Genomic DNA, 17226 nt, shown 5'->3' with positions numbered 1-17226 from the left:
GCGCCTGGCGCGGTGATCAGGACCTGCGGGCGTTCATGCGCCATTGCGCACGGGTGCGGCTGGCCTGGTCGATCAGCCCTTCCAGCGCCTCGCTGTTGCCGATCTCGATCATCTGTTCCATCGCGGCCAGCGTTTCCCTGAAGATGGCCGACTGCTGCAGCAGCTCCTGCCGGTTCGCGAGCAGGATGTCGCGCCACATCTTGGGTTCGGACGCCGCGATGCGGGTGAAGTCGCGAAAGCCCGGCCCGGCCAGGTCCATGAAATCCGCACCCTGCTTCTGGGCGGTGATCCCGTTGATCAGCGCGAAGGCGATCAGGTGGGGCAGGTGGCTCACCGCGGCGAACGCCGCGTCGTGCGCTTCGGGCGTCATCTGCGACACCTTGCACTGCAACGCTTCCCACACCTTCACCGCGCTCTTGACGTGCTCGGGGTCGGTGCGGTCCACCGGCGTGAGGATCACCTGCTTGCCCTGGTACAGCTCCGCGTCCGCGTGCTCGACGCCCGATGCCTCCTTGCCGGCGATCGGGTGGCAGGGCACGAAGGCCCCCACGTTGTCGCGCAGCACGCGGCGGGCCGAATCGATGACGTCGCGCTTGGTCGAGCCGACGTCCATGATCAGCATGTCCTTCGTGACCAGATGGCGGATGGCCTTCAGCGTCGCTTCGGTCGCGGCGACCGGCACGGCCAGCAGCACGATATCCGCGCCCGACACGGCGAGCAGCGCCGATGGCGCTTCCACGTCGATTACCCCCATGGACAGCGCGCGCTGGGTGGTCGAAGGCGACTTGCTGTAGCCGACGACGCGCTTGACGAGGCCCGCGCGCTTGAGCGCCAGCGCGAAAGAGCCGCCCATGAGGCCGCAGCCGATCAGGCCGAGCTGTTCGAACATCAGCCTTCCCCCACAGGGTAGGTGCCCAGCACTTTGAAGAAGGCACAGAGCGATTGGAGTTCCTGGAGCGCCTGCGCGACGCGTGGCTGCGACGGATGGCCCTCGAGGTCGATGTAGAAGTAGTACTCCCACTGGCCGGAGCGGGCGGGTCGCGACTCGAAGCGCGTCATCGAGACGCCGTGCCGCTTCAGCGGGACCAGCAGGTCGTGCACGGCGCCCGGCTTGTTGGGCACCGAAACCACGAGGCTCACGCAGTCCCTGCCCGAGGCCTGCGGCGCTTCGAGCACCTGGGGCAGGCAGATCACGGCAAAGCGCGTGCGGTTGAATGCGTCGTCCTGGATCGCGTGCGCGGCGATGTGCAGGCCGAATTCGCTGCCGGCACGCTCGCTGGCGATCGCGGCCCAGGCGGAGTTCGTCGCGGCGAGGCGCGCGCCTTCCGCGTTGCTCGAGACCGCGCGGCGCTCCGCGTCGGGGAGATGCTTGTTGAGCCAGCCCTGGCATTGCGCCAGCGCTTGCGGGTGCGCGAGCACCACCTCGATGCCCTGGATCGAGTTCTCGCGGCGCAGCAGGTGGTGGCGCACCAGCAGGCTGATCTCGCCGATGATGTGCAGCGGCGAATGCAGCAGCAGGTCGAGCGAGCGCGTCACCACGCCTTCCGTGCTGTTCTCGACCGGCACGACGCCGAATTCCGCCGTGCCCGCCGTCGCGGCCTGGAACACTTCGTCGAAGCTCACGCAGGGCACGTGCTCGATGCTCGAGCCGAAGAAGTCCACGGCCGCCTGCTCACTGAACGTGCCCGCGGGTCCGAGGTAGGCCACCCGCTGCGGCGCCTCGAGCGCACGGCAGGCCGACATGATCTCGCGCCAGATGTGGGCGACGTTGCGGTCCTTCAGCGGCCCGGGGTTGGTCGCCTGCAGCTTGTTGATGACTTCCGCCTCGCGATCGGGCCGGTACACGGTCGAGCCTTCCCGTCGCTTGAGCTCGCCCACTTCGTTCGCGAACCCCGCGCGCTTGTTCAGCAGCGCGAGCAATTCGCGGTCGACTGCGTCGATCTCCGCGCGCAGTTGCGCGAGGTCCTTCTTCATGCCGCCTCGCCGGGGCCGCCGTCCTCGCCGTCCGCGGTCTCGACGCCTTGCGCGGCGTCGTTCTCGACGATGCGCTGCAGCCCCGAGAGCTTGGACCCTTCGTCCAGGCCGATCAGCGTCACTCCCTGGGTGGCGCGGCCCATCTCGCGGATCTCGCTCACGCGGGTGCGCACCAGCACGCCCTTGTCCGTGATCAGCATGATCTCGTCTTCGGTGTGCACCAGCGTGGCCGCCACGACCTTGCCGTTGCGCTCGCTTTGCTGGATGGCGATCATGCCCTTGGTGCCGCGCCCGTGGCGGGTGTATTCGACGATGGGCGTGCGCTTGCCGAAACCGTTTTCGGTGGCGGTGAGCACGCTCTGCTGTTCGTCCTCGGCCACGAGCATGGCGATCACGCTCTGGCCGTCATCGAGCATCATGCCGCGCACGCCGCGCGCGTTGCGGCCCATCGGGCGGACGTCGTTCTCGTCGAAGCGAACGGCCTTGCCGCCGTCCGAGAACAGCATCACGTCGTGCTTGCCGTCGGTGAGCGCCGCGCCGATCAGGTAGTCGCCCTCGTCGAGGTCGACGGCGATGATGCCGGCCTTGCGCGGGTTGCTGAATTCATCGAGCGCGGTCTTCTTCACGGTGCCCATGGACGTCGCCATGAACACGAAATGGTCCGCCGGGAAGCTGCGGAATTCGCCCGTCAGCGGCAGCACGACGTTGATCTTTTCGCCGTCGGCCAACGGGAACATGTTGACGATCGGCCGGCCGCGCGAGCCGCGCGAACCCGCGGGCACTTCCCACACCTTCAGCCAGTACAGCCGGCCGCGGTTGGAGAAGGCGAGCAGGTAGTCGTGCGTGTTGGCGATGAAGAGCTGGTCGATCCAGTCGTCTTCCTTGGTCTGGGTCGCCTGCTTGCCGCGGCCGCCGCGCTTCTGCGCGCGGTATTCGCCGAGCGGCTGGCTCTTGATGTAGCCGGCGTGGGACAGCGTCACCACCATGTCGGTCGGCGTGATCAGGTCCTCGGTCGCGAGCTCCTGCGCGTTGTGTTCGACCACGCTGCGGCGCGCGCCGATCTTGGTCTGGCCGAACTCCTGCTTCAGGGCCGTGAGTTCCTCGGCGATGATGGCCGACACGCGCTCGGGCTTCGCGAGGATGTCCAGCAGGTCGTCGATCTCCGCCATCACTTCCTTGTACTCGGCGACGATCTTGTCCTGCTCCAGGCCGGTGAGGCGCTGCAGGCGCATCTGCAGGATTTCCTGCGCTTGCGTGTCGGAGAGGCGGTACAGGCCATCGGCCTGCATGCCGTACTCGCGCTCGAGACCTTCGGGGCGGTAGTCGTCCGCGTTGACGCGAGAGCCGTCCTCCTTGGCGCGCGTGAGCATCTCGCGCACCAGGCTCGAATCCCAGCTGCGGCTCATCAACTCTGTCTTCGCCACCGGCGGGGTGGGCGACTCGCGGATGATGCGGATGAATTCGTCGATGTTCGCGAGCGCGACGGCCAGGCCTTCCAGCACGTGGCCGCGTTCGCGTGCCTTGCGCAGATTGAACACCGTGCGCCGCGTGACGACCTCGCGCCGGTGCTGCAGGAAGACCTCGATCAGCTCCTTCAGGTTGCACAGCTTCGGCTGGCCGTCGATGAGGGCGACCATGTTGATGCCGAAGGTGTCCTGCAGCTGGGTCTGCTTGTACAGGTTGTTCAGGACGACTTCGGGCACCTCGCCGCGCTTGAGCTCGATCACCAGGCGCATGCCCGACTTGTCGCTCTCGTCCTGGATGTGGCTGATGCCCTCGATCTTCTTTTCGTTGACGAGCTCGGCCATGCGCTCCTGCAGCGTCTTCTTGTTGACCTGGTAGGGGAGCTCGTCGACGATGATCGCCTGGCGCTGGCCACGGTCGATGTCCTCGAAGTGGCATTTGGCTCGCATCACGACACGTCCGCGCCCGGTGCGGTAGCCCTCCTTGACGCCGCTAATGCCGTAGATGATTCCCGCCGTCGGGAAGTCCGGCGCCGGGATGATCTCCATCAGCTCGTCGATGCTCGCCTGCGGGTTGCGCAGCAGGTGCAGGCAGCCATCGACCACTTCGTTCAGGTTGTGCGGCGGGATGTTCGTCGCCATGCCCACCGCGATGCCGGCCGACCCGTTCACCAGCAGGTTCGGCACGCGCGTGGGCAGGACCAGCGGTTCCTTCTCGCTGCCGTCGTAGTTCGGGCCGAAATCGACCGTCTCCTTGTCGATGTCGGCGAGCATCTCGTGCGCGATCTTCGCCAGGCGGATCTCGGTGTACCGCATGGCGGCGGCGTTGTCGCCGTCCACCGAGCCGAAGTTGCCCTGGCCGTCCACCAGCATGTGGCGCATGGAGAAGTCCTGCGCCATCCGCACGATCGTGTCGTACACCGCCTGGTCGCCGTGCGGGTGGTACTTGCCGATCACGTCGCCGACGATACGGGCCGATTTCTTGTACGGCCGGTTCCAGTCGTTGTTCAATTCGTGCATCGCGTACAGGACGCGACGGTGCACGGGCTTCAGGCCATCGCGCGCATCCGGCAGGGCCCGCCCGACGATCACGCTCATCGCGTAGTCGAGGTAGCTTCGCCGCATCTCCTCTTCGAGGCTGATGGGCAGGGTTTCCTTGGCGAATTGGGTCATGAAAAGGGGGGTGAGAGCGGGCGCGGGAAACCTTTGATTCTACGGTCAAGGGCCTTGTCGCTCGCCAGCAACATCGGTGCGCTATTCAGGTTTTGTCCTACGGCGGCCGCATGTCCCGACCGTTGATTGTGTAAGCTCGTGTGGCACAATAAATTGCGACGCTTTTGGTGATGGGCACCTTAAACGTAGTTTTCACGCAGCGCGGCTGCGCTTTTTTCCCCTCAAGAGGAGAACCATGAAGAAACTGAACAAAGTGGCGCTGTTGCTCGCCGCCGCTGCGATGGCAACGGGCGCGGTCGCCCAGACCCGCGTGACCGCTGCCGACGGCGGCAACCGCGTCGACAACTGGGTGAACGGCTCCGGCGAAGTGGTCTGGAAGAACGGCACCAACGAACTTTGCTGGCGCGATGCCAACTGGACCCCCGCCACCGCCGCCACGGGCTGCGACGGCGCGCTGGTCGTCCAGGCTCCCCCGCCGCCGGTCGCTGCTCCGGCTCCCGCGCCGGCTCCCGCCCCGGCCCCGGCGCCCGCGCCGCAGCCGCCCGCCGCGACCAAGGTGACCTACGCCGCCGATGCCTTCTTCGACTTCGACAAGGCTGTGCTCAAGCCCGAAGGCAAGGCCAAGCTCGACGACCTGACCAGCAAGGTCAAGGGCATCAACCTCGAAGTGATCATCGCCGTCGGCCACACCGACTCGGTGGGCAAGGACACCTACAACCAGAAGCTGTCGGTGCGCCGTGCCGAAGCCGTGAAGGCCTACCTGGTCTCCAAGGGCATCGAGAAGAACCGCGTGTACACCGAAGGCAAGGGCGAGAAGCAGCCGGTTGCGGACAACAAGACCGCCGAAGGCCGCGCGAAGAACCGCCGCGTGGAAATCGAAGTGGTCGGCACGCGCTCCGCTGGCAGCCAGTAAGAGCTTCGCGCTCACCGAGAAAGCCCCGCCTCGCGGGGCTTTTTCTTTGGGACAATCGAACTGCCATGATCGACACGACCGTCAATGCCGACCCGGCGGAACTCGCGAAATTTTCCGAGCTCGCCCATCGCTGGTGGGACCCGGAAAGCGAATTCCGTCCGCTGCACCAGATCAATCCCTTGCGGCTGGAGTGGATCCAGTCCTTGCTGCCGCTGGCGGGCAAGCGCGTGCTCGACGTCGGCTGTGGCGGCGGGATCCTGAGTGATTCGATGGCCCGCAAGGGGGCCGAAGTGGTGGGCATCGACCTCTCGGGCAAGGCACTGCGCGTTGCACAGCTGCATGCCCTGGAAGCGCAGACACCGAACGTGCAATACCGCGAGATCAGCGCGGAAGCGCTGGCCCAGCAGGAGCCCGAGGGCTTCGATGCCGTCACGTGCATGGAGATGCTGGAGCACGTGCCTGATCCGGCCTCGGTCGTGCGGGCCTGCAGCCGGCTCGTGAAACCGGGCGGATGGGTGTTCATTTCGACCATCAACCGCAACCCGAAGTCCTTCCTTTTCGCGATCGTCGGGGCGGAGTACGTGCTGAACCTGCTGCCGCGCGGCACGCACGAATACATGAAGTTCATCCGGCCGAGCGAACTGGCCGCGTATTGCCGGGCGGCAGGACTCGAGGTGACAGGCTCGCGCGGCATGGAATACAACCCGGTCACGCGGCGCTACTGGCTGTCGTCCGACAGCTCCGTCAACTACCTCATCGCCACGCGGAAGTCCTGATGTTCGAGAACGTACGGGCCGTGCTGTTCGACCTGGACGGCACGCTGATCGACAGTGCGCCGGATCTCGGCGCCGCCGCGGACCGCATGCGCGTGGCGCGCGGACTGCCGTCGCTGCCGCTCGAGCGCTACCGGCCGATGGCCGGCGCGGGCGCGCGCGGCATGCTGGGCATTGCCTTCGGCATGACCCCCGATGCGCCCGAGTACGAGGCCATGCGCGAGGAGTTCTTCGTGAATTACGAGAACGCGATGACCGAGCGCACGGTGATCTTCGAGGGGATCCCGTCGCTGGTGGCGAGCCTGCTCGAACTCGGGCTGGCGTGGGGCGTGGTCACGAACAAGTCCATGCGATTCACCGGTCCGCTCACGGAGCAGATGGCGTTGTTCAAGAGCGCGGGCGCGGTCGTGGGCGGCGACAGCACGCCGCATGCGAAGCCCCACCCCGCGCCCTTGCTGGAGGCGGCGCGACGGCTGGGCTTGCAGCCTCAGCAATGCATCTACGTGGGCGACGACGAGCGCGACATCATCGCGGGACGTGCCGCGCACATGGGGACGGTGGCCGCCACTTACGGCTACCTCGGCAGCAACGCCGACACTTACCTCTGGAACGCCGATGCGCGCGTCGATTCGCCGCTGGAGCTCCTGGCACTCTTGAAAAAGCCGCGCGAGGCGTAAAATGCGGGTTCTTGGGGCTGCACCGGTTTCGACGTGGGTTCGGACGCGTGGCAGGGCATGTCGAGCTGAATGTGCTCGTAAAACTGATTCAAACAAACTAACTGCGAACGACGAACGTTACGCTCTCGCCGCTTAATTGCCGGTGAGCTTCGCAACAGCAGGCCTATGGGCTGGGCAAGGGTCCTTTCGGGGGTCCAGGCTGCGAAGGTACTTTCATAGGCTGGTCCGGCGCCGGGTCACTTGGCGCGGGACGAGAAAATAGGTGACTGGCGTCCTGTGCGGCGTGCCGCTGCGCGGCACAGGAGGCGAGACTCAACCAGACGGCTAAACATGTAGAACTGTGCGAAGAAGGCTTGCGGACGCGGGTTCAATTCCCGCCAGCTCCACCATCCATCACCTGGGCGCGCGTTGACGCTCGAGGACATCCTCTTCACGCAAGGTTTCGGCACGCGGCGCATCTGCGCCGGGCTCGTGCAGCAAGGGCACGTCGCGATCGGCGGTGACGTGGTCGTCGATCCGCAAGCGGACTTCGCTGCCGAGGGTCTCGAGTTCGAAGTCGACGGCTTCTCGTGGACTTACCACGAGAAGGCCTACCTGATGATGAACAAGCCCGCGGGCATCGAGTGCTCGCAGAAGCCGTCGGCCTACCCGAGCGTGTACACGCTGCTGCCGGCGCCCTTGCGGCAGCGCCCGAACAAGGGGTCCACGCCGGGCGTGCAGGGCATCGGGCGTCTCGATGCGGACACCACGGGCCTGCTGCTGCTCTCCGACGACGGCACCTTCATCCATCGCATGAGTTCGCCCAAGCATCACGTGCCCAAGGTCTACGACGTTGGCGCGAAGCATCCGGTGGATGCCAGGCAGGTGGCGCGGCTGATCGAAGGCGTGGTGCTCGACGACGATCCGAAGCCCGTGCGTGCCGCCGCCTGCGAGATCACCGGCGAGCGCGAACTGCGCCTGACGATCACCGAAGGCAAGTACCACCAGGTCAAGCGCATGGTCGCGGCCGCAGGCAACCGCGTCGAGCGCTTGCACCGGTCCCGCATCGCGGAGTTGTCCCTGCCGCCGGACCTCGCGCCGGGGCAGTGGCGGTGGCTGACCGGCGGCGACCTCGCGGCGCTGCGCGCCCGCTGATCAGCCGATCTTCTGCAGGAAGCGCGCGACGAGCTGCAGCGCCGCTTCGGGCTGGTCCTTGTGCGGCGAATGGCCGCAACGGGGCAGCACCTCGCGTGTGATCGGGCCGGCCGGATGGATCTCCTCGATCTGCCGCAGCGTGCCGTAAGGATCGTCCTCGCCCTGGACCGCGAGCACCGGCGCGTGGATGCGTCGGCATTCCGCGCGGATGTCGAAGTCGCGGAAGGCGGGAGCCAGCCAGATGTCGTTCCATTGCCAGAACGCGGTGTCCACGTCGTCGTGGTAGCGCGCGAGCCGCGACCGCAGGTCCGCCTTTTCGTAGGCGTCGCGGGCCTGTTCGATGGAGCGAACGGAGACATCCTCCACGATGACGTGCGGCGCCATCACGATGCAGGCGCGCACGGGGAAATGCGCGGCGTGGACCAGCGAGATCGTCCCGCCGTCCGAATGCCCGAGCAGCACCGGCGCCTCGGCGCCCAGTTTCGCGAGCAGTTCCGGGAGCACGTCCAGAGCTTCGCGATGCATGTAGTCGGGGCCCAGGCGTCCGGCGCCCCGCACATCGGGAATCGATTGCGACTTGCCGTAGCCGCGCCGCGAATACACGAAGCCGGCGCGGCCCGTGGCTTCGCAGACTTGGCGCGGCCAGTCGCGCCACATCGCCACGGACCCCAGGCCCTCGTGGAGAAACACGATGGGCGCGAGCTGTGTCCCCTCGGACCCGGGAAGCCGCTCCAGCTCGAGCGCAGTACCGTTGACCTGGATCGTTTCCATGAGCCACGATGTTAGTAGCTCGCGAAAAGGGACGCGTTAGCATCCGGGAATGGCACAAGCATTCGGGCTCGTCATCGTCGGCGACGAGATCCTCTCCGGCAAGCGCGCCGACAAGCACATGCCCAAGGTCATCGAATTGCTCGCCGCGCGTGGCTTGCAACTGGCCTGGGCCGAGTACGTGGGCGACCAGCCCGAGCGCATCGTCGCGACGCTCAAGCGCGCTTTCGACTCGGGCGACGTGGTGTTCTCCTGCGGCGGCATCGGCGCCACGCCCGACGACCATACCCGCCAGTGCGCGGCCCAGGCGCTCGGGGTGGAACTGGTGCTGCATCCGCAGGCGGAAGCACTGATCCGCGAGCGCATGCAGGACGTCGCGCGCGAGCAGGGCATCCCTTACGAGCCCGACCGGCCCGACAACGTCCACCGCCTGAACATGGGCGTGTTCCCCAGGGGTGCCAGCATCATCCCGAACCCGTACAACAAGATCCCCGGCTTCACGGTGGGCCGGGTGCATTTCGTGCCTGGGTTCCCGGTGATGGCGTGGCCGATGATCGAGTGGGTGCTGGAGGAAAACTACCGGTCCCTGTTCAACCAGACACCTCAGGTCGAGAAGTCGGTGATCGTGTTCGGCTCGATGGAAGCAGCGCTCACGCCGTTGATGGAGGCCATCGAGCGCGATCACCCGGCCGTGAAGGTCTTCAGCCTGCCCAGTGTCGACCATCCGCGGTGGGGCCGGCACATCGATCTGGGCGTGAAGGGCGAGCCTGCCGCCGTCGATGCTGCCTTTGCGCAGCTCATCGCCGGGCTGACGGCCCTGGGCGTGAAACTTGGCCCCGAATTGGTGCGATAAGCTCATTGCACCAAAATCGGGAACGACCCGCCGTCCCCATTCTGGGGCGCTCAGCCGTGCAAAACGCAAGGCTTCTGTAGGGAAAAGCATGCAGGATCGCGGACAATCGCGCAGCTCTGCGGGGCGTGCCATGCACCAGCTTTTGGCATAGAACCTGCATCCTCAGCGGCACCCATTTCAATCAACCATCGATACCAGGAGAACCTGATGGCAGCCAAGAACGTCGCCGACGTCATGAAGATGGTGAAGGAGAACGAGGTCAAGTTCGTCGACTTCCGCTTCACCGACACCCGCGGCAAGGAACAACACGTGACCGTGCCGATCTCGGCTTTCGACGAAGACAAGTTCACTTCGGGTCACGCCTTCGACGGCTCGTCGATCGCCGGCTGGAAGGGCATCGAAGCGTCGGACATGCTGCTGATGCCGGATCCGGCCACTGCCAACGTCGACCCGTTCTTCGAAGAAACGACGCTCTTCCTCACCTGCGACGTGCTGGAGCCGGGCGATGGCAAGGCCTATGACCGCGACCCGCGCTCGATCGCCAAGCGCGCCGAGGCGTACCTGAAGGCCTCCGGCCTGGGCGACACCGCCTTCTTCGGTCCCGAGCCCGAATTCTTCATCTTCGACGACGTGCGCTGGGGCGCGGACCAGTCCGGCTCGTTCGTGCACATCGACGAGTACGAAGCTCCGTGGAACACCGGCAAGGTGATCGAGGGCGGCAACAAGGGCCACCGTCCGACCACCAAGGGCGGCTACTTCCCCGTGCCGCCGGTCGACAGCATGCAGGACCTGCGTGCCGAGATGTCGCTGATCCTCGAGTCGCTGGGCATCCCGGTCGAAGTGTTCCACCACGAAGTGGCGGGCGCCGGCCAGAACGAGATCGGCACCAAGTTCTCGACGCTCGTGCAGCGTGCCGACTGGACGATCTGGCTGAAGTACGTCGTCCACAACGTCGCGAACGCCTACGGCAAGACGGCCACGTTCATGCCGAAGCCCGTCGTCGGCGACAACGGCTCGGGCATGCACGTGCACCAGTCCGTGTGGAAGGACGGCAAGAACCTGTTCGCCGGCGACGGCTATGCGGGCCTGTCGGACTTCGCGCTGTACTACATCGGCGGCATCATCAAGCACGCCCGTGCGCTGAACGCGATCACGAACCCCGGCACCAACAGCTACAAGCGCCTGGTCCCCGGCTTCGAGGCGCCCGTGAAGCTCGCGTACTCCGCGCGCAACCGCTCGGCCTCCGTGCGCATTCCGTACGTGGCGAACCCGAAGGGCCGCCGCATCGAAGTGCGCTTCCCCGATCCGACCTGCAACCCGTACCTCGGCTTCGCCGCGATGCTGATGGCGGGCCTCGACGGCGTGGAGAACAAGATCCATCCGGGCGAAGCCGCCACGAAGGACCTGTACCACCTGCCGCCGGAAGAGGACGCGAAGATCCCGACCGTGTGCCACAGCCTCGACCAGGCTCTCGACTACCTGGACAAGGGCCGCTCGTTCCTCACCAAGGGCGGCGTGTTCACGGACACCATGATCGACGCGTACATCGAGCTGAAGATGCAGGAGGTCACCCGCTTCCGCATGACGACGCACCCGATCGAGTTCGACATGTACTACTCGCTGTAAGGACATACAGCTTGTTGTGTAAAAGGACCGCTCCGGCGGTCCTTTCTCGTTTTGAATCAATGGGTTGTTTGGCTTTTTTGATGAGTTGCGTGATACTGGAAGTTCCCCTCGCGCATTCCGTTGCGAAAGGAACGAGCCATGAAGTACGCCTACCTCACCCTGGTGGCGGTGGCTGCGATGGCAGCCACGGCCCAGGCGCAGACGAAGATTTACCGCTGCGGCAATTCCTATACGAACAGCGCGTCCGAAGCGCAGGCCAAGGGCTGCAAGCTCATGGACGGCGGCAATGTCACCGTCGTGGAAGGCACGCGCGTGAACAGCGCGCAGGTGAAGGTGGCCACGGCGCCATCGTCCGTGACGTCGCAACGCATCAGTGCCGACGAGCAGAAGGCGCGCGACAGCGACGCGCGGGCCATCCTCGAAGCCGAGCTGAAGAAGGCCGAGGCGCGTCACGAGGAACTGGTCAAGGAATACAACAGTGGCGAGCCGGACAAGGTCGGGCCCGAGCACAAGAACTACCAGAAGTACCTGGACCGCGTCGCGGAACTCAAGGCAAGCATCGCGCGCAATGAAGAAGACATTGCCGGCATCAAGCGGGAGCTGGCGCGCGCCGGCTCAAGGTAGCCGCTTCCAGTCGCTCGACCTGCTCGCCACGCTGGTGGCGGTCGTGACGGCCGAGGGCTCCGTCCTCTTCGCCAACTCCGCGCTCGAAGACGCCCTGGGCATCTCGCGCCGCGCGATCGAAGGCTCCAACTTCCCGAATTGCTTCACCGACCCGACGGCGCTGCAGAATGCGCTGGCGGGCGCGAGCAGCAACGAGTTCGCGGCATTGCGCTACGACGGCTGGCTCCTGCGGCCGAACGGCAACGCCGAGCCCCTGCAAGTGCACGTGGTGGTCGCCCAGACCGATGCCCCCGGCGAATTCGTGATCGAGCTGCTGCCGCTGGACACGCAGGCCCGGCAGGACCGCGAAGAGCGCCTGATCGGGCAGGCGGAAGCGAACAAGGAGCTCATTCGCAACCTGGCACACGAGATCAAGAACCCGCTCGGCGGCATCCGCGGCGCGGCGCAACTGCTCGAGATGGAAGTCGAGGGCAAGGAGCTCAAGGAATACACCAAGGTCATCATCCACGAGGCCGACCGGCTGCAGACCCTGGTGGACCGCCTGCTGGCGCCGCATCGCCGCCCGCACGTCGTGGGCGATGTCAACATCCACGAAGTGTGCGAGCGCGTGCGATCGCTCATCGTGGTGGAGTTTCCCAAGGGCCTCAAGGTCGTGCGCGACTACGACACCTCGATCCCGGATTTCCGCGGCGACCGCGAGCAGCTGATCCAGGCCGTCCTGAACATCGCACACAACGCCTGTGAAGCGCTGGCCGAGCGCATCGCGCAAGGCGACGCCGAGCTGGTCTTTCGCACGCGCATCGCACGGCAGGTCACGTTCGGCAAGCAGCGCTACCGACTGGCACTGGAATTGCATGTGATCGACAACGGACCCGGAGTGCCGGAAGGCATACGGGACCGCATCTTCTTTCCGCTGGTGTCGGGAAGGGAGGGCGGTTCCGGGCTGGGCCTGACGCTGGCGCAAACGTTCGTGCAGCAGCATCATGGGCTGGTGGAATGTGACAGCGTGCCGGGGAGGACGGACTTCAAGATCCTGATTCCGTTGCCGTGACGACGATTGATTGCGAATGACCCGAGGTGAGCACAAAGCATGAAGCCGATCTGGATCGTTGACGATGACCAATCCATCCGCTTCGTGCTGGAGAAGGCGCTCCTGCGCGAGGATTTGCCGTCCCGCAGTTTCACCAATGCCCGCGAGGTGATGCTGGCGATCGAAGCCGAGGAGGAAGGCCCGCAGGTCCTCGTCAGCGACATCCGCATGCCCGGGGGCTCGGGCCTCGAACTGCTGAACAAGGTCAAGGAAAGGCATCCCGGCCTGCCCGTGATCATCATGACCGCCTTCTCGGACCTGGACAGCGCCGTCTCGGCCTTCCAGGGCGGCGCGTTCGAATACCTGCCCAAACCGTTCGACCTGCCCAAGGCGATCGAATTGATCCGCCGGGCGGTGGAAGAAAGCCAGCGCGAGGAAGTGGCCGAGGAGCGCATGGCCGCCGCGCCAGAAATGCTGGGGCAGGCCCCGGCGATGCAGGACGTGTTCCGCGCCATCGGGCGCCTGTCGCAAAGCAACGTGACGGTGATGATCACCGGCGAATCGGGCACGGGCAAGGAACTGGTCGCGCGCGCACTGCACAAGCACTCGCCGCGGGCCAACGGGCCGTTCGTGGCGATCAACACGGCGGCGATCCCGAAGGACCTGCTGGAATCCGAGCTGTTCGGCCATGAGCGCGGCGCCTTCACCGGCGCGCAGACCATGCGGCGCGGGCGCTTCGAGCAAGCCGAGGGCGGCACGCTATTCTTGGACGAGATCGGCGACATGCCCTTCGACCTGCAGACGCGCCTGCTGCGCGTGCTGTCGGACGGGCACTTCTACCGCGTGGGCGGCCACAACGCCGTGAAGGCGAACGTGCGCGTGATCGCCGCCACCCACCAGGATCTCGAGCAGCGCGTGAAAGAGGGCAACTTCCGCGAAGACCTGTTCCATCGCCTGAACGTCATCCGCCTGCGCCTGCCGCCGCTGCGCGAGCGGCGCGAGGACATCCCGACGCTGGCGCGCCATTTCCTGCAGCAAAGCGCGAAGCAGCTGGGCGTGGAGCCCAAGCGAATCTCCGATGCCGCGATCGCGCAGCTCTCGTCGTTCGCATTCCCGGGCAACGTGCGCCAGCTGGAAAACGTCTGCCACTGGCTGACGGTGATGGCGCCGGCGCAGTTGATCGAGCCCAAGGATCTGCCGCCCGAGATCGCACCGGGCCATGCCGAAGGTGTCGCGGTCTCAAGGCCTGCTCCGGCCGAACCAGTGCGCGCCGAAGCCGTGGTCGCGCCCATCGTTTCCACGCCGCCGGCCAACGGCTCAGCGACCTGGGAGACCGGCCTGGAAGCCGAGGCGCTCCAGCTGCTCGCGGCCGGCCGTCACGACGTGTGGGAGGCGCTCACCAAGCGCTTCGAATCGCGCCTGATCCTCACGGCCCTGGCCAACACGCGCGGCCGCCGCATCGAGGCCGCGCAGAAGCTCGGCATCGGCCGCAACACGATCACGCGGAAGATCCAGGAGCTCGGGCTGGATTCGCAGTGATCGCTAGCGCAGTCCGCCCCCCGCGCGGATCGTCTCGCCGGTGATCCAGCGCGACTGGTCCGACGCGAGAAACACGGCGGCCAGTGCGATGTCTTCGGGCTCTCCCAGCCGTGCGAGCGGCGTGTCGGCGGCCTTCTGCTTCTCGAGATCACTGCCGATGATGCCGAGGCGCTCCACGCCTTCCGAGCGCGTCACGCCGGGCGCGATGGCGTTCACGCGGATGCGCCGGGGGCCGAGCTCGCGCGCGAGCGTGAGCGTGATGCTGTCCACGGCAGCCTTCGTCGCCGAGTAGATCACCGAGCTCACCAGCGGGTTCGTGCTGACGATGGAGCTCAGGTTGATGACGCTTGCGCCCGCGTCGCCAAAGCGCCTGGCCGCTTCCTGCGTCGCGAGCAGGGTGCCCAGCACGTTGACGTCGAACTGCCGGCGGTATTCGGCCTCGGTCACGTCCTGCAGCGGCTCGAAGCGGTAGACCCCCGCGTTGTTGACGAGGATGTCCAGCCGCCCGAACGCCTCGTGCGCTGCGGCGAACAGCCGGCGCACCTCGTCGGCCTTCGCCACGTCCCCCTGGATGGCGACGGCGCGGCTGCCTGCTTTCGCGATCGCGTCCGCCGTGCGCTGCGCGCCGTCGCGGTCCGAGGCGTAGTTGACCACCACCGAGGCGCCCGCCTCGCCGAGCGCGCGGGCGATGCCGGCGCCGATACCCTTGGATGCGCCGGTGACAACGGCGACCTTGCCTTCGAGCTGCTTCATCTCCAGTTCCTCTTCAGTTGAGTAGTTCAAAAAACCCGAACAACGGGAGTTGCGGACGATACGCCGGAGGGACGCGACGCGGAAGCGGGCCGCGATTGGCCCTGGCGGCGCCAATAGTTCGTGAAAGCCGGACTACGGTTTCACGGGATCATGGGACAATGGGGGTGGCTCGCCCCGTGTCCATGAAACCACTCGTCCATCCCGCCGCCGAGGACATCACCGTCGAGGGCATCCTGCATGCGCTCGCGGACCCGGTGCGCATGCACATCTTCGCCGAGATCGCCGCGGCTGGCGGGCCGGTCACCTGCTCGCCTTTCCTCGAGGTGGGCATGCGGCCCGTCCCGAAGTCCACGCTATCGCAGCATTTCCGCGTGCTGCGCGAGGCCGGCCTCATCCGCAGCGAGCGCAAGGGCGTGGAGATGCACAACTTCGCCCGCACGGAAGACCTGAACCCGCACTTCGCCCCGCTGCTGCAGGCGATCGTCAAGGCGCACAAGGAGCAGGTCGCGCGCGATGCGCGCCGTCGGCCGAAGAAGGGCGGCTGATCAGAACTCGACGGTCACCGGGGCGTGATCGCTGGGCTGCTTCCACTTGCGCGGCGTGCGGTCAATGGTGCACGCCTTCACGGCCGGCTTCAGCGGCTCGCTCACCAGGATGTGGTCGATGCGAAGGCCGCGGTTCTTCTGGTAGCCCAGCATGCGGTAGTCCCACCAGCTGAAGCTCTTCTCGGGCTGCTCGAACAGGCGGAAGCTGTCGACCAGTCCCAGTTCCACCAGCTTGCGGAAGTGGTCGCGCTCCTCGGTCGTGTGGTGGATGGTCTCGCGCAGGCCCACCGGGTCGAAGGAGTCGCGGTCCTCGGGTGCGATGTTGAAGTCACCGAGCAGCACCAGCCGCTCGTGCCCGTCGACCTGGGCGCGCATGTAGTCGCGCAGGCCGCGCAGCCATGACATCTTGTAGTCGAACTTCTCGGTGCCGGGCGCCTGCCCGTTGACGAAGTAGCCGTTGACGACGCGCACGGGGCCGGTGGGCGTGTCGACGGTCGCCGTCAGCAGCCGCGAGTGTTCGTCGGCGAAACCATCGATGTTGCGCACGACGTCGCGCAGCGGGTGCCGGCTGAGGATCGCGACGCCGTTGTAGGTCTTCTGCCCGAACACCGCGCAATGCTCATAACCCGCGCCGCGCAGCACGTCGAGCGGAAACTTGTCGTCGGTGAGCTTCAGCTCCTGCAGGCACAGCACGTCCACCGGATTCGCCGCCGTCCAGTCCAGCACGTGCTGCAGCCGCGCCGTGAGCGAGTTGACATTCCAGGTGGTGATCTTCATCGGGTCAGATGTGCAGCATGGCCAGCGCGCCGATCACGACGCCGACACCGCTCATGGCGAGCATGGCCCATTCGAGCCAGCGCTTGCGCGTGAGCAGCGCGATGGCGGCCATGGCGATCGAGATCTGCAAGGCGGTGGTCGCCTGCGCCCAGCGGTGATGGACGTGCATCTGCGCGTCGCTCTGCTTGTCCCAGTCCGTGGCTTCGGCTTCGAGCTTGTCGGCGGCGAGCTTGACCTCGGCCTTTTCGGCCTTGTAGCGCTCGACCTCCTTCCTGTAGAAGTCCTTCTTGTCCTCGGCCACGATCGCCAGCGCCAGCTCCGACAGGTTCTGCTTGCTGCTCTTGGCCTGGTAGTAGTTCCACTGGTTGGACGCCTCGGTCTTCTTGATCGCGGCGTTGTTCTTGTACAGGCTCGCGTTGGCCTGCGTCGCCCCGCCCATGTACGCGAAGATCGCGCCGACGGTGGAGATGATCGCGGTGAACATCGCGATCTGGTTGATCATGCTGCCGCCGGCCGGCGCGTGATGGCCTTCCGCCGCATGCTGCGTGGCGTGCTCGATCTCGTGGTCGTGCGGGCCGTGGACGTGGAAACCGTGTCCGGACAT

At 66.2% G+C, this 17226-nt stretch carries 17 protein-coding genes and 1 other RNA gene; 11 read left to right on the top strand and 7 right to left on the bottom strand.

Going from position 1 to position 17226, the window contains the following annotated elements:
- Window positions 1-16 precede the first annotated feature (16 nt).
- The 3 genes from AC3EF3_RS12870 to gyrA are packed head-to-tail and all read right to left on the bottom strand — an operon-like array spanning window position 17 to window position 4610.
- Entirely contained in the window at window positions 17-889 is an 873-nt protein-coding gene (locus AC3EF3_RS12870) for a prephenate dehydrogenase (protein ID WP_488532547.1), read from the bottom strand.
- Window positions 889-1974 (bottom strand): prephenate dehydratase, encoded by a 1086-nt coding sequence (pheA, locus tag AC3EF3_RS12865; RefSeq protein ID WP_488532546.1) that lies wholly within the window; start codon window positions 1972-1974, stop codon window positions 889-891. The genes AC3EF3_RS12870 and pheA overlap by 1 nt, the downstream gene beginning before the upstream one ends.
- On the bottom strand, window positions 1971-4610 hold the full coding sequence (gene gyrA / locus AC3EF3_RS12860; RefSeq protein ID WP_488532545.1) for a DNA gyrase subunit A: 2640 nt from the start codon (window positions 4608-4610) through the stop codon (window positions 1971-1973). Before gyrA ends, pheA begins: the two co-directional genes overlap by 4 nt.
- A gap of 235 nt (window positions 4611-4845) precedes the next feature.
- On the opposite strand from gyrA, the gene ompA reads away from it, so the two are divergent.
- The 5 genes from ompA (at window position 4846) to AC3EF3_RS12835 (ending at window position 8107) form a co-directional block, all read left to right on the top strand.
- Window positions 4846-5523, top strand: coding sequence for an outer membrane protein OmpA (gene ompA, locus AC3EF3_RS12855; RefSeq protein WP_488532544.1), 678 nt, complete (start codon window positions 4846-4848; stop codon window positions 5521-5523).
- Window positions 5524-5588: 65 nt separating this feature from the next.
- Window positions 5589-6299 carry a bifunctional 2-polyprenyl-6-hydroxyphenol methylase/3-demethylubiquinol 3-O-methyltransferase UbiG gene (gene ubiG / locus AC3EF3_RS12850; protein ID WP_488532543.1) on the top strand — a complete coding sequence of 237 codons (711 nt, stop codon included), beginning with the start codon at window positions 5589-5591 and terminating at the stop codon, window positions 6297-6299.
- Entirely contained in the window at window positions 6299-6973 is a 675-nt protein-coding gene (locus AC3EF3_RS12845) for an HAD-IA family hydrolase (protein ID WP_488532542.1), read from the top strand. Before ubiG ends, AC3EF3_RS12845 begins: the two co-directional genes overlap by 1 nt.
- 13 nt (window positions 6974-6986) lie before the next feature.
- Window positions 6987-7362: a transfer-messenger RNA gene (ssrA, locus tag AC3EF3_RS12840) on the top strand.
- 19 nt (window positions 7363-7381) lie between these two features.
- Window positions 7382-8107 carry a 16S rRNA pseudouridine(516) synthase gene (locus AC3EF3_RS12835; protein ID WP_488532541.1) on the top strand — a complete coding sequence of 242 codons (726 nt, stop codon included), beginning with the start codon at window positions 7382-7384 and terminating at the stop codon, window positions 8105-8107.
- Here AC3EF3_RS12835 and AC3EF3_RS12830 read toward each other — a convergent pair whose 3' ends face one another.
- Window positions 8108-8878, bottom strand: coding sequence for an alpha/beta fold hydrolase (locus tag AC3EF3_RS12830; RefSeq protein WP_488532540.1), 771 nt, complete (start codon window positions 8876-8878; stop codon window positions 8108-8110).
- A 49-nt stretch (window positions 8879-8927) separates the two neighbouring features.
- Between AC3EF3_RS12830 and AC3EF3_RS12825 the strand changes: the two genes are divergently transcribed.
- The 5 genes from AC3EF3_RS12825 to ntrC all read left to right on the top strand — a co-directional run bounded on the left by AC3EF3_RS12825 (window position 8928) and on the right by ntrC (window position 14547).
- Window positions 8928-9728, top strand: a complete 801-nt coding sequence (locus AC3EF3_RS12825; protein ID WP_488532539.1) for a competence/damage-inducible protein A — start codon at window positions 8928-8930, stop codon at window positions 9726-9728.
- Between the two features lie 207 nt (window positions 9729-9935).
- Complete coding sequence (gene glnA / locus AC3EF3_RS12820) at window positions 9936-11354, top strand: type I glutamate--ammonia ligase (protein WP_488532538.1); 1419 nt, start codon at window positions 9936-9938, stop codon at window positions 11352-11354.
- A 138-nt stretch (window positions 11355-11492) separates the two neighbouring features.
- Window positions 11493-11978, top strand: coding sequence for a hypothetical protein (locus AC3EF3_RS12815; RefSeq protein ID WP_488532537.1), 486 nt, complete (start codon window positions 11493-11495; stop codon window positions 11976-11978).
- On the top strand, window positions 11923-13029 hold the full coding sequence (glnL, locus tag AC3EF3_RS12810) for a nitrogen regulation protein NR(II) (RefSeq protein ID WP_488532536.1): 1107 nt from the start codon (window positions 11923-11925) through the stop codon (window positions 13027-13029). Before AC3EF3_RS12815 ends, glnL begins: the two co-directional genes overlap by 56 nt.
- Window positions 13030-13068: 39 nt before the next feature.
- Window positions 13069-14547: a nitrogen regulation protein NR(I) gene (gene ntrC / locus AC3EF3_RS12805; protein WP_488532535.1), complete on the top strand. Its 1479-nt coding sequence runs from the start codon at window positions 13069-13071 to the stop codon at window positions 14545-14547.
- 3 nt (window positions 14548-14550) lie between these two features.
- Here ntrC and AC3EF3_RS12800 read toward each other — a convergent pair whose 3' ends face one another.
- Window positions 14551-15300: an SDR family NAD(P)-dependent oxidoreductase gene (locus AC3EF3_RS12800; protein ID WP_488532534.1), complete on the bottom strand. Its 750-nt coding sequence runs from the start codon at window positions 15298-15300 to the stop codon at window positions 14551-14553.
- A 182-nt stretch (window positions 15301-15482) separates the two neighbouring features.
- Between AC3EF3_RS12800 and AC3EF3_RS12795 the strand changes: the two genes are divergently transcribed.
- Window positions 15483-15845: an ArsR/SmtB family transcription factor gene (locus AC3EF3_RS12795; protein WP_488532533.1), complete on the top strand. Its 363-nt coding sequence runs from the start codon at window positions 15483-15485 to the stop codon at window positions 15843-15845.
- Here AC3EF3_RS12795 and xth read toward each other — a convergent pair whose 3' ends face one another.
- Together xth and AC3EF3_RS12785 are read right to left on the bottom strand one after the other, a co-directional pair.
- On the bottom strand, window positions 15846-16622 hold the full coding sequence (gene xth, locus AC3EF3_RS12790; protein ID WP_488532532.1) for an exodeoxyribonuclease III: 777 nt from the start codon (window positions 16620-16622) through the stop codon (window positions 15846-15848).
- Window positions 16623-16626: 4 nt separating this feature from the next.
- Window positions 16627-17226: a DUF4337 domain-containing protein gene (locus AC3EF3_RS12785; protein WP_488532531.1), complete on the bottom strand. Its 600-nt coding sequence runs from the start codon at window positions 17224-17226 to the stop codon at window positions 16627-16629.

It is taken from the genome of Ramlibacter sp. GS1-15, from assembly GCF_057785015.1.
The sequence above is the reverse complement of the archived record's forward strand: the minus strand, read 5'-3'. Positions and strand labels throughout refer to the sequence as shown.

Bases quoted from the DNA above. Each gene is read 5' to 3' on its own strand.
- AC3EF3_RS12870 (WP_488532547.1), bottom strand. From the start codon at position 889: ATGTTCGAACAGCTCGGCCTGATCGGCTGCGGCCTCATGGGCGGCTCT.
- pheA (WP_488532546.1), bottom strand. From the start codon at position 1,974: ATGAAGAAGGACCTCGCGCAACTGCGCGCGGAGATCGACGCAGTCGAC.
- gyrA (WP_488532545.1), bottom strand. From the start codon at position 4,610: ATGACCCAATTCGCCAAGGAAACCCTGCCCATCAGCCTCGAAGAGGAG.
- ompA (WP_488532544.1), top strand. From the start codon at position 4,846: ATGAAGAAACTGAACAAAGTGGCGCTGTTGCTCGCCGCCGCTGCGATG.
- ubiG (WP_488532543.1), top strand. From the start codon at position 5,589: ATGATCGACACGACCGTCAATGCCGACCCGGCGGAACTCGCGAAATTT.
- AC3EF3_RS12845 (WP_488532542.1), top strand. From the start codon at position 6,299: ATGTTCGAGAACGTACGGGCCGTGCTGTTCGACCTGGACGGCACGCTG.
- AC3EF3_RS12830 (WP_488532540.1), bottom strand. From the start codon at position 8,878: ATGGAAACGATCCAGGTCAACGGTACTGCGCTCGAGCTGGAGCGGCTT.
- AC3EF3_RS12825 (WP_488532539.1), top strand. From the start codon at position 8,928: ATGGCACAAGCATTCGGGCTCGTCATCGTCGGCGACGAGATCCTCTCC.
- glnA (WP_488532538.1), top strand. From the start codon at position 9,936: ATGGCAGCCAAGAACGTCGCCGACGTCATGAAGATGGTGAAGGAGAAC.
- AC3EF3_RS12815 (WP_488532537.1), top strand. From the start codon at position 11,493: ATGAAGTACGCCTACCTCACCCTGGTGGCGGTGGCTGCGATGGCAGCC.
- glnL (WP_488532536.1), top strand. From the start codon at position 11,923: ATGAAGAAGACATTGCCGGCATCAAGCGGGAGCTGGCGCGCGCCGGCT.
- ntrC (WP_488532535.1), top strand. From the start codon at position 13,069: ATGAAGCCGATCTGGATCGTTGACGATGACCAATCCATCCGCTTCGTG.
- AC3EF3_RS12800 (WP_488532534.1), bottom strand. From the start codon at position 15,300: ATGAAGCAGCTCGAAGGCAAGGTCGCCGTTGTCACCGGCGCATCCAAG.
- AC3EF3_RS12795 (WP_488532533.1), top strand. From the start codon at position 15,483: ATGAAACCACTCGTCCATCCCGCCGCCGAGGACATCACCGTCGAGGGC.
- xth (WP_488532532.1), bottom strand. From the start codon at position 16,622: ATGAAGATCACCACCTGGAATGTCAACTCGCTCACGGCGCGGCTGCAG.
- AC3EF3_RS12785 (WP_488532531.1), bottom strand. From the start codon at position 17,226: ATGTCCGGACACGGTTTCCACGTCCACGGCCCGCACGACCACGAGATC.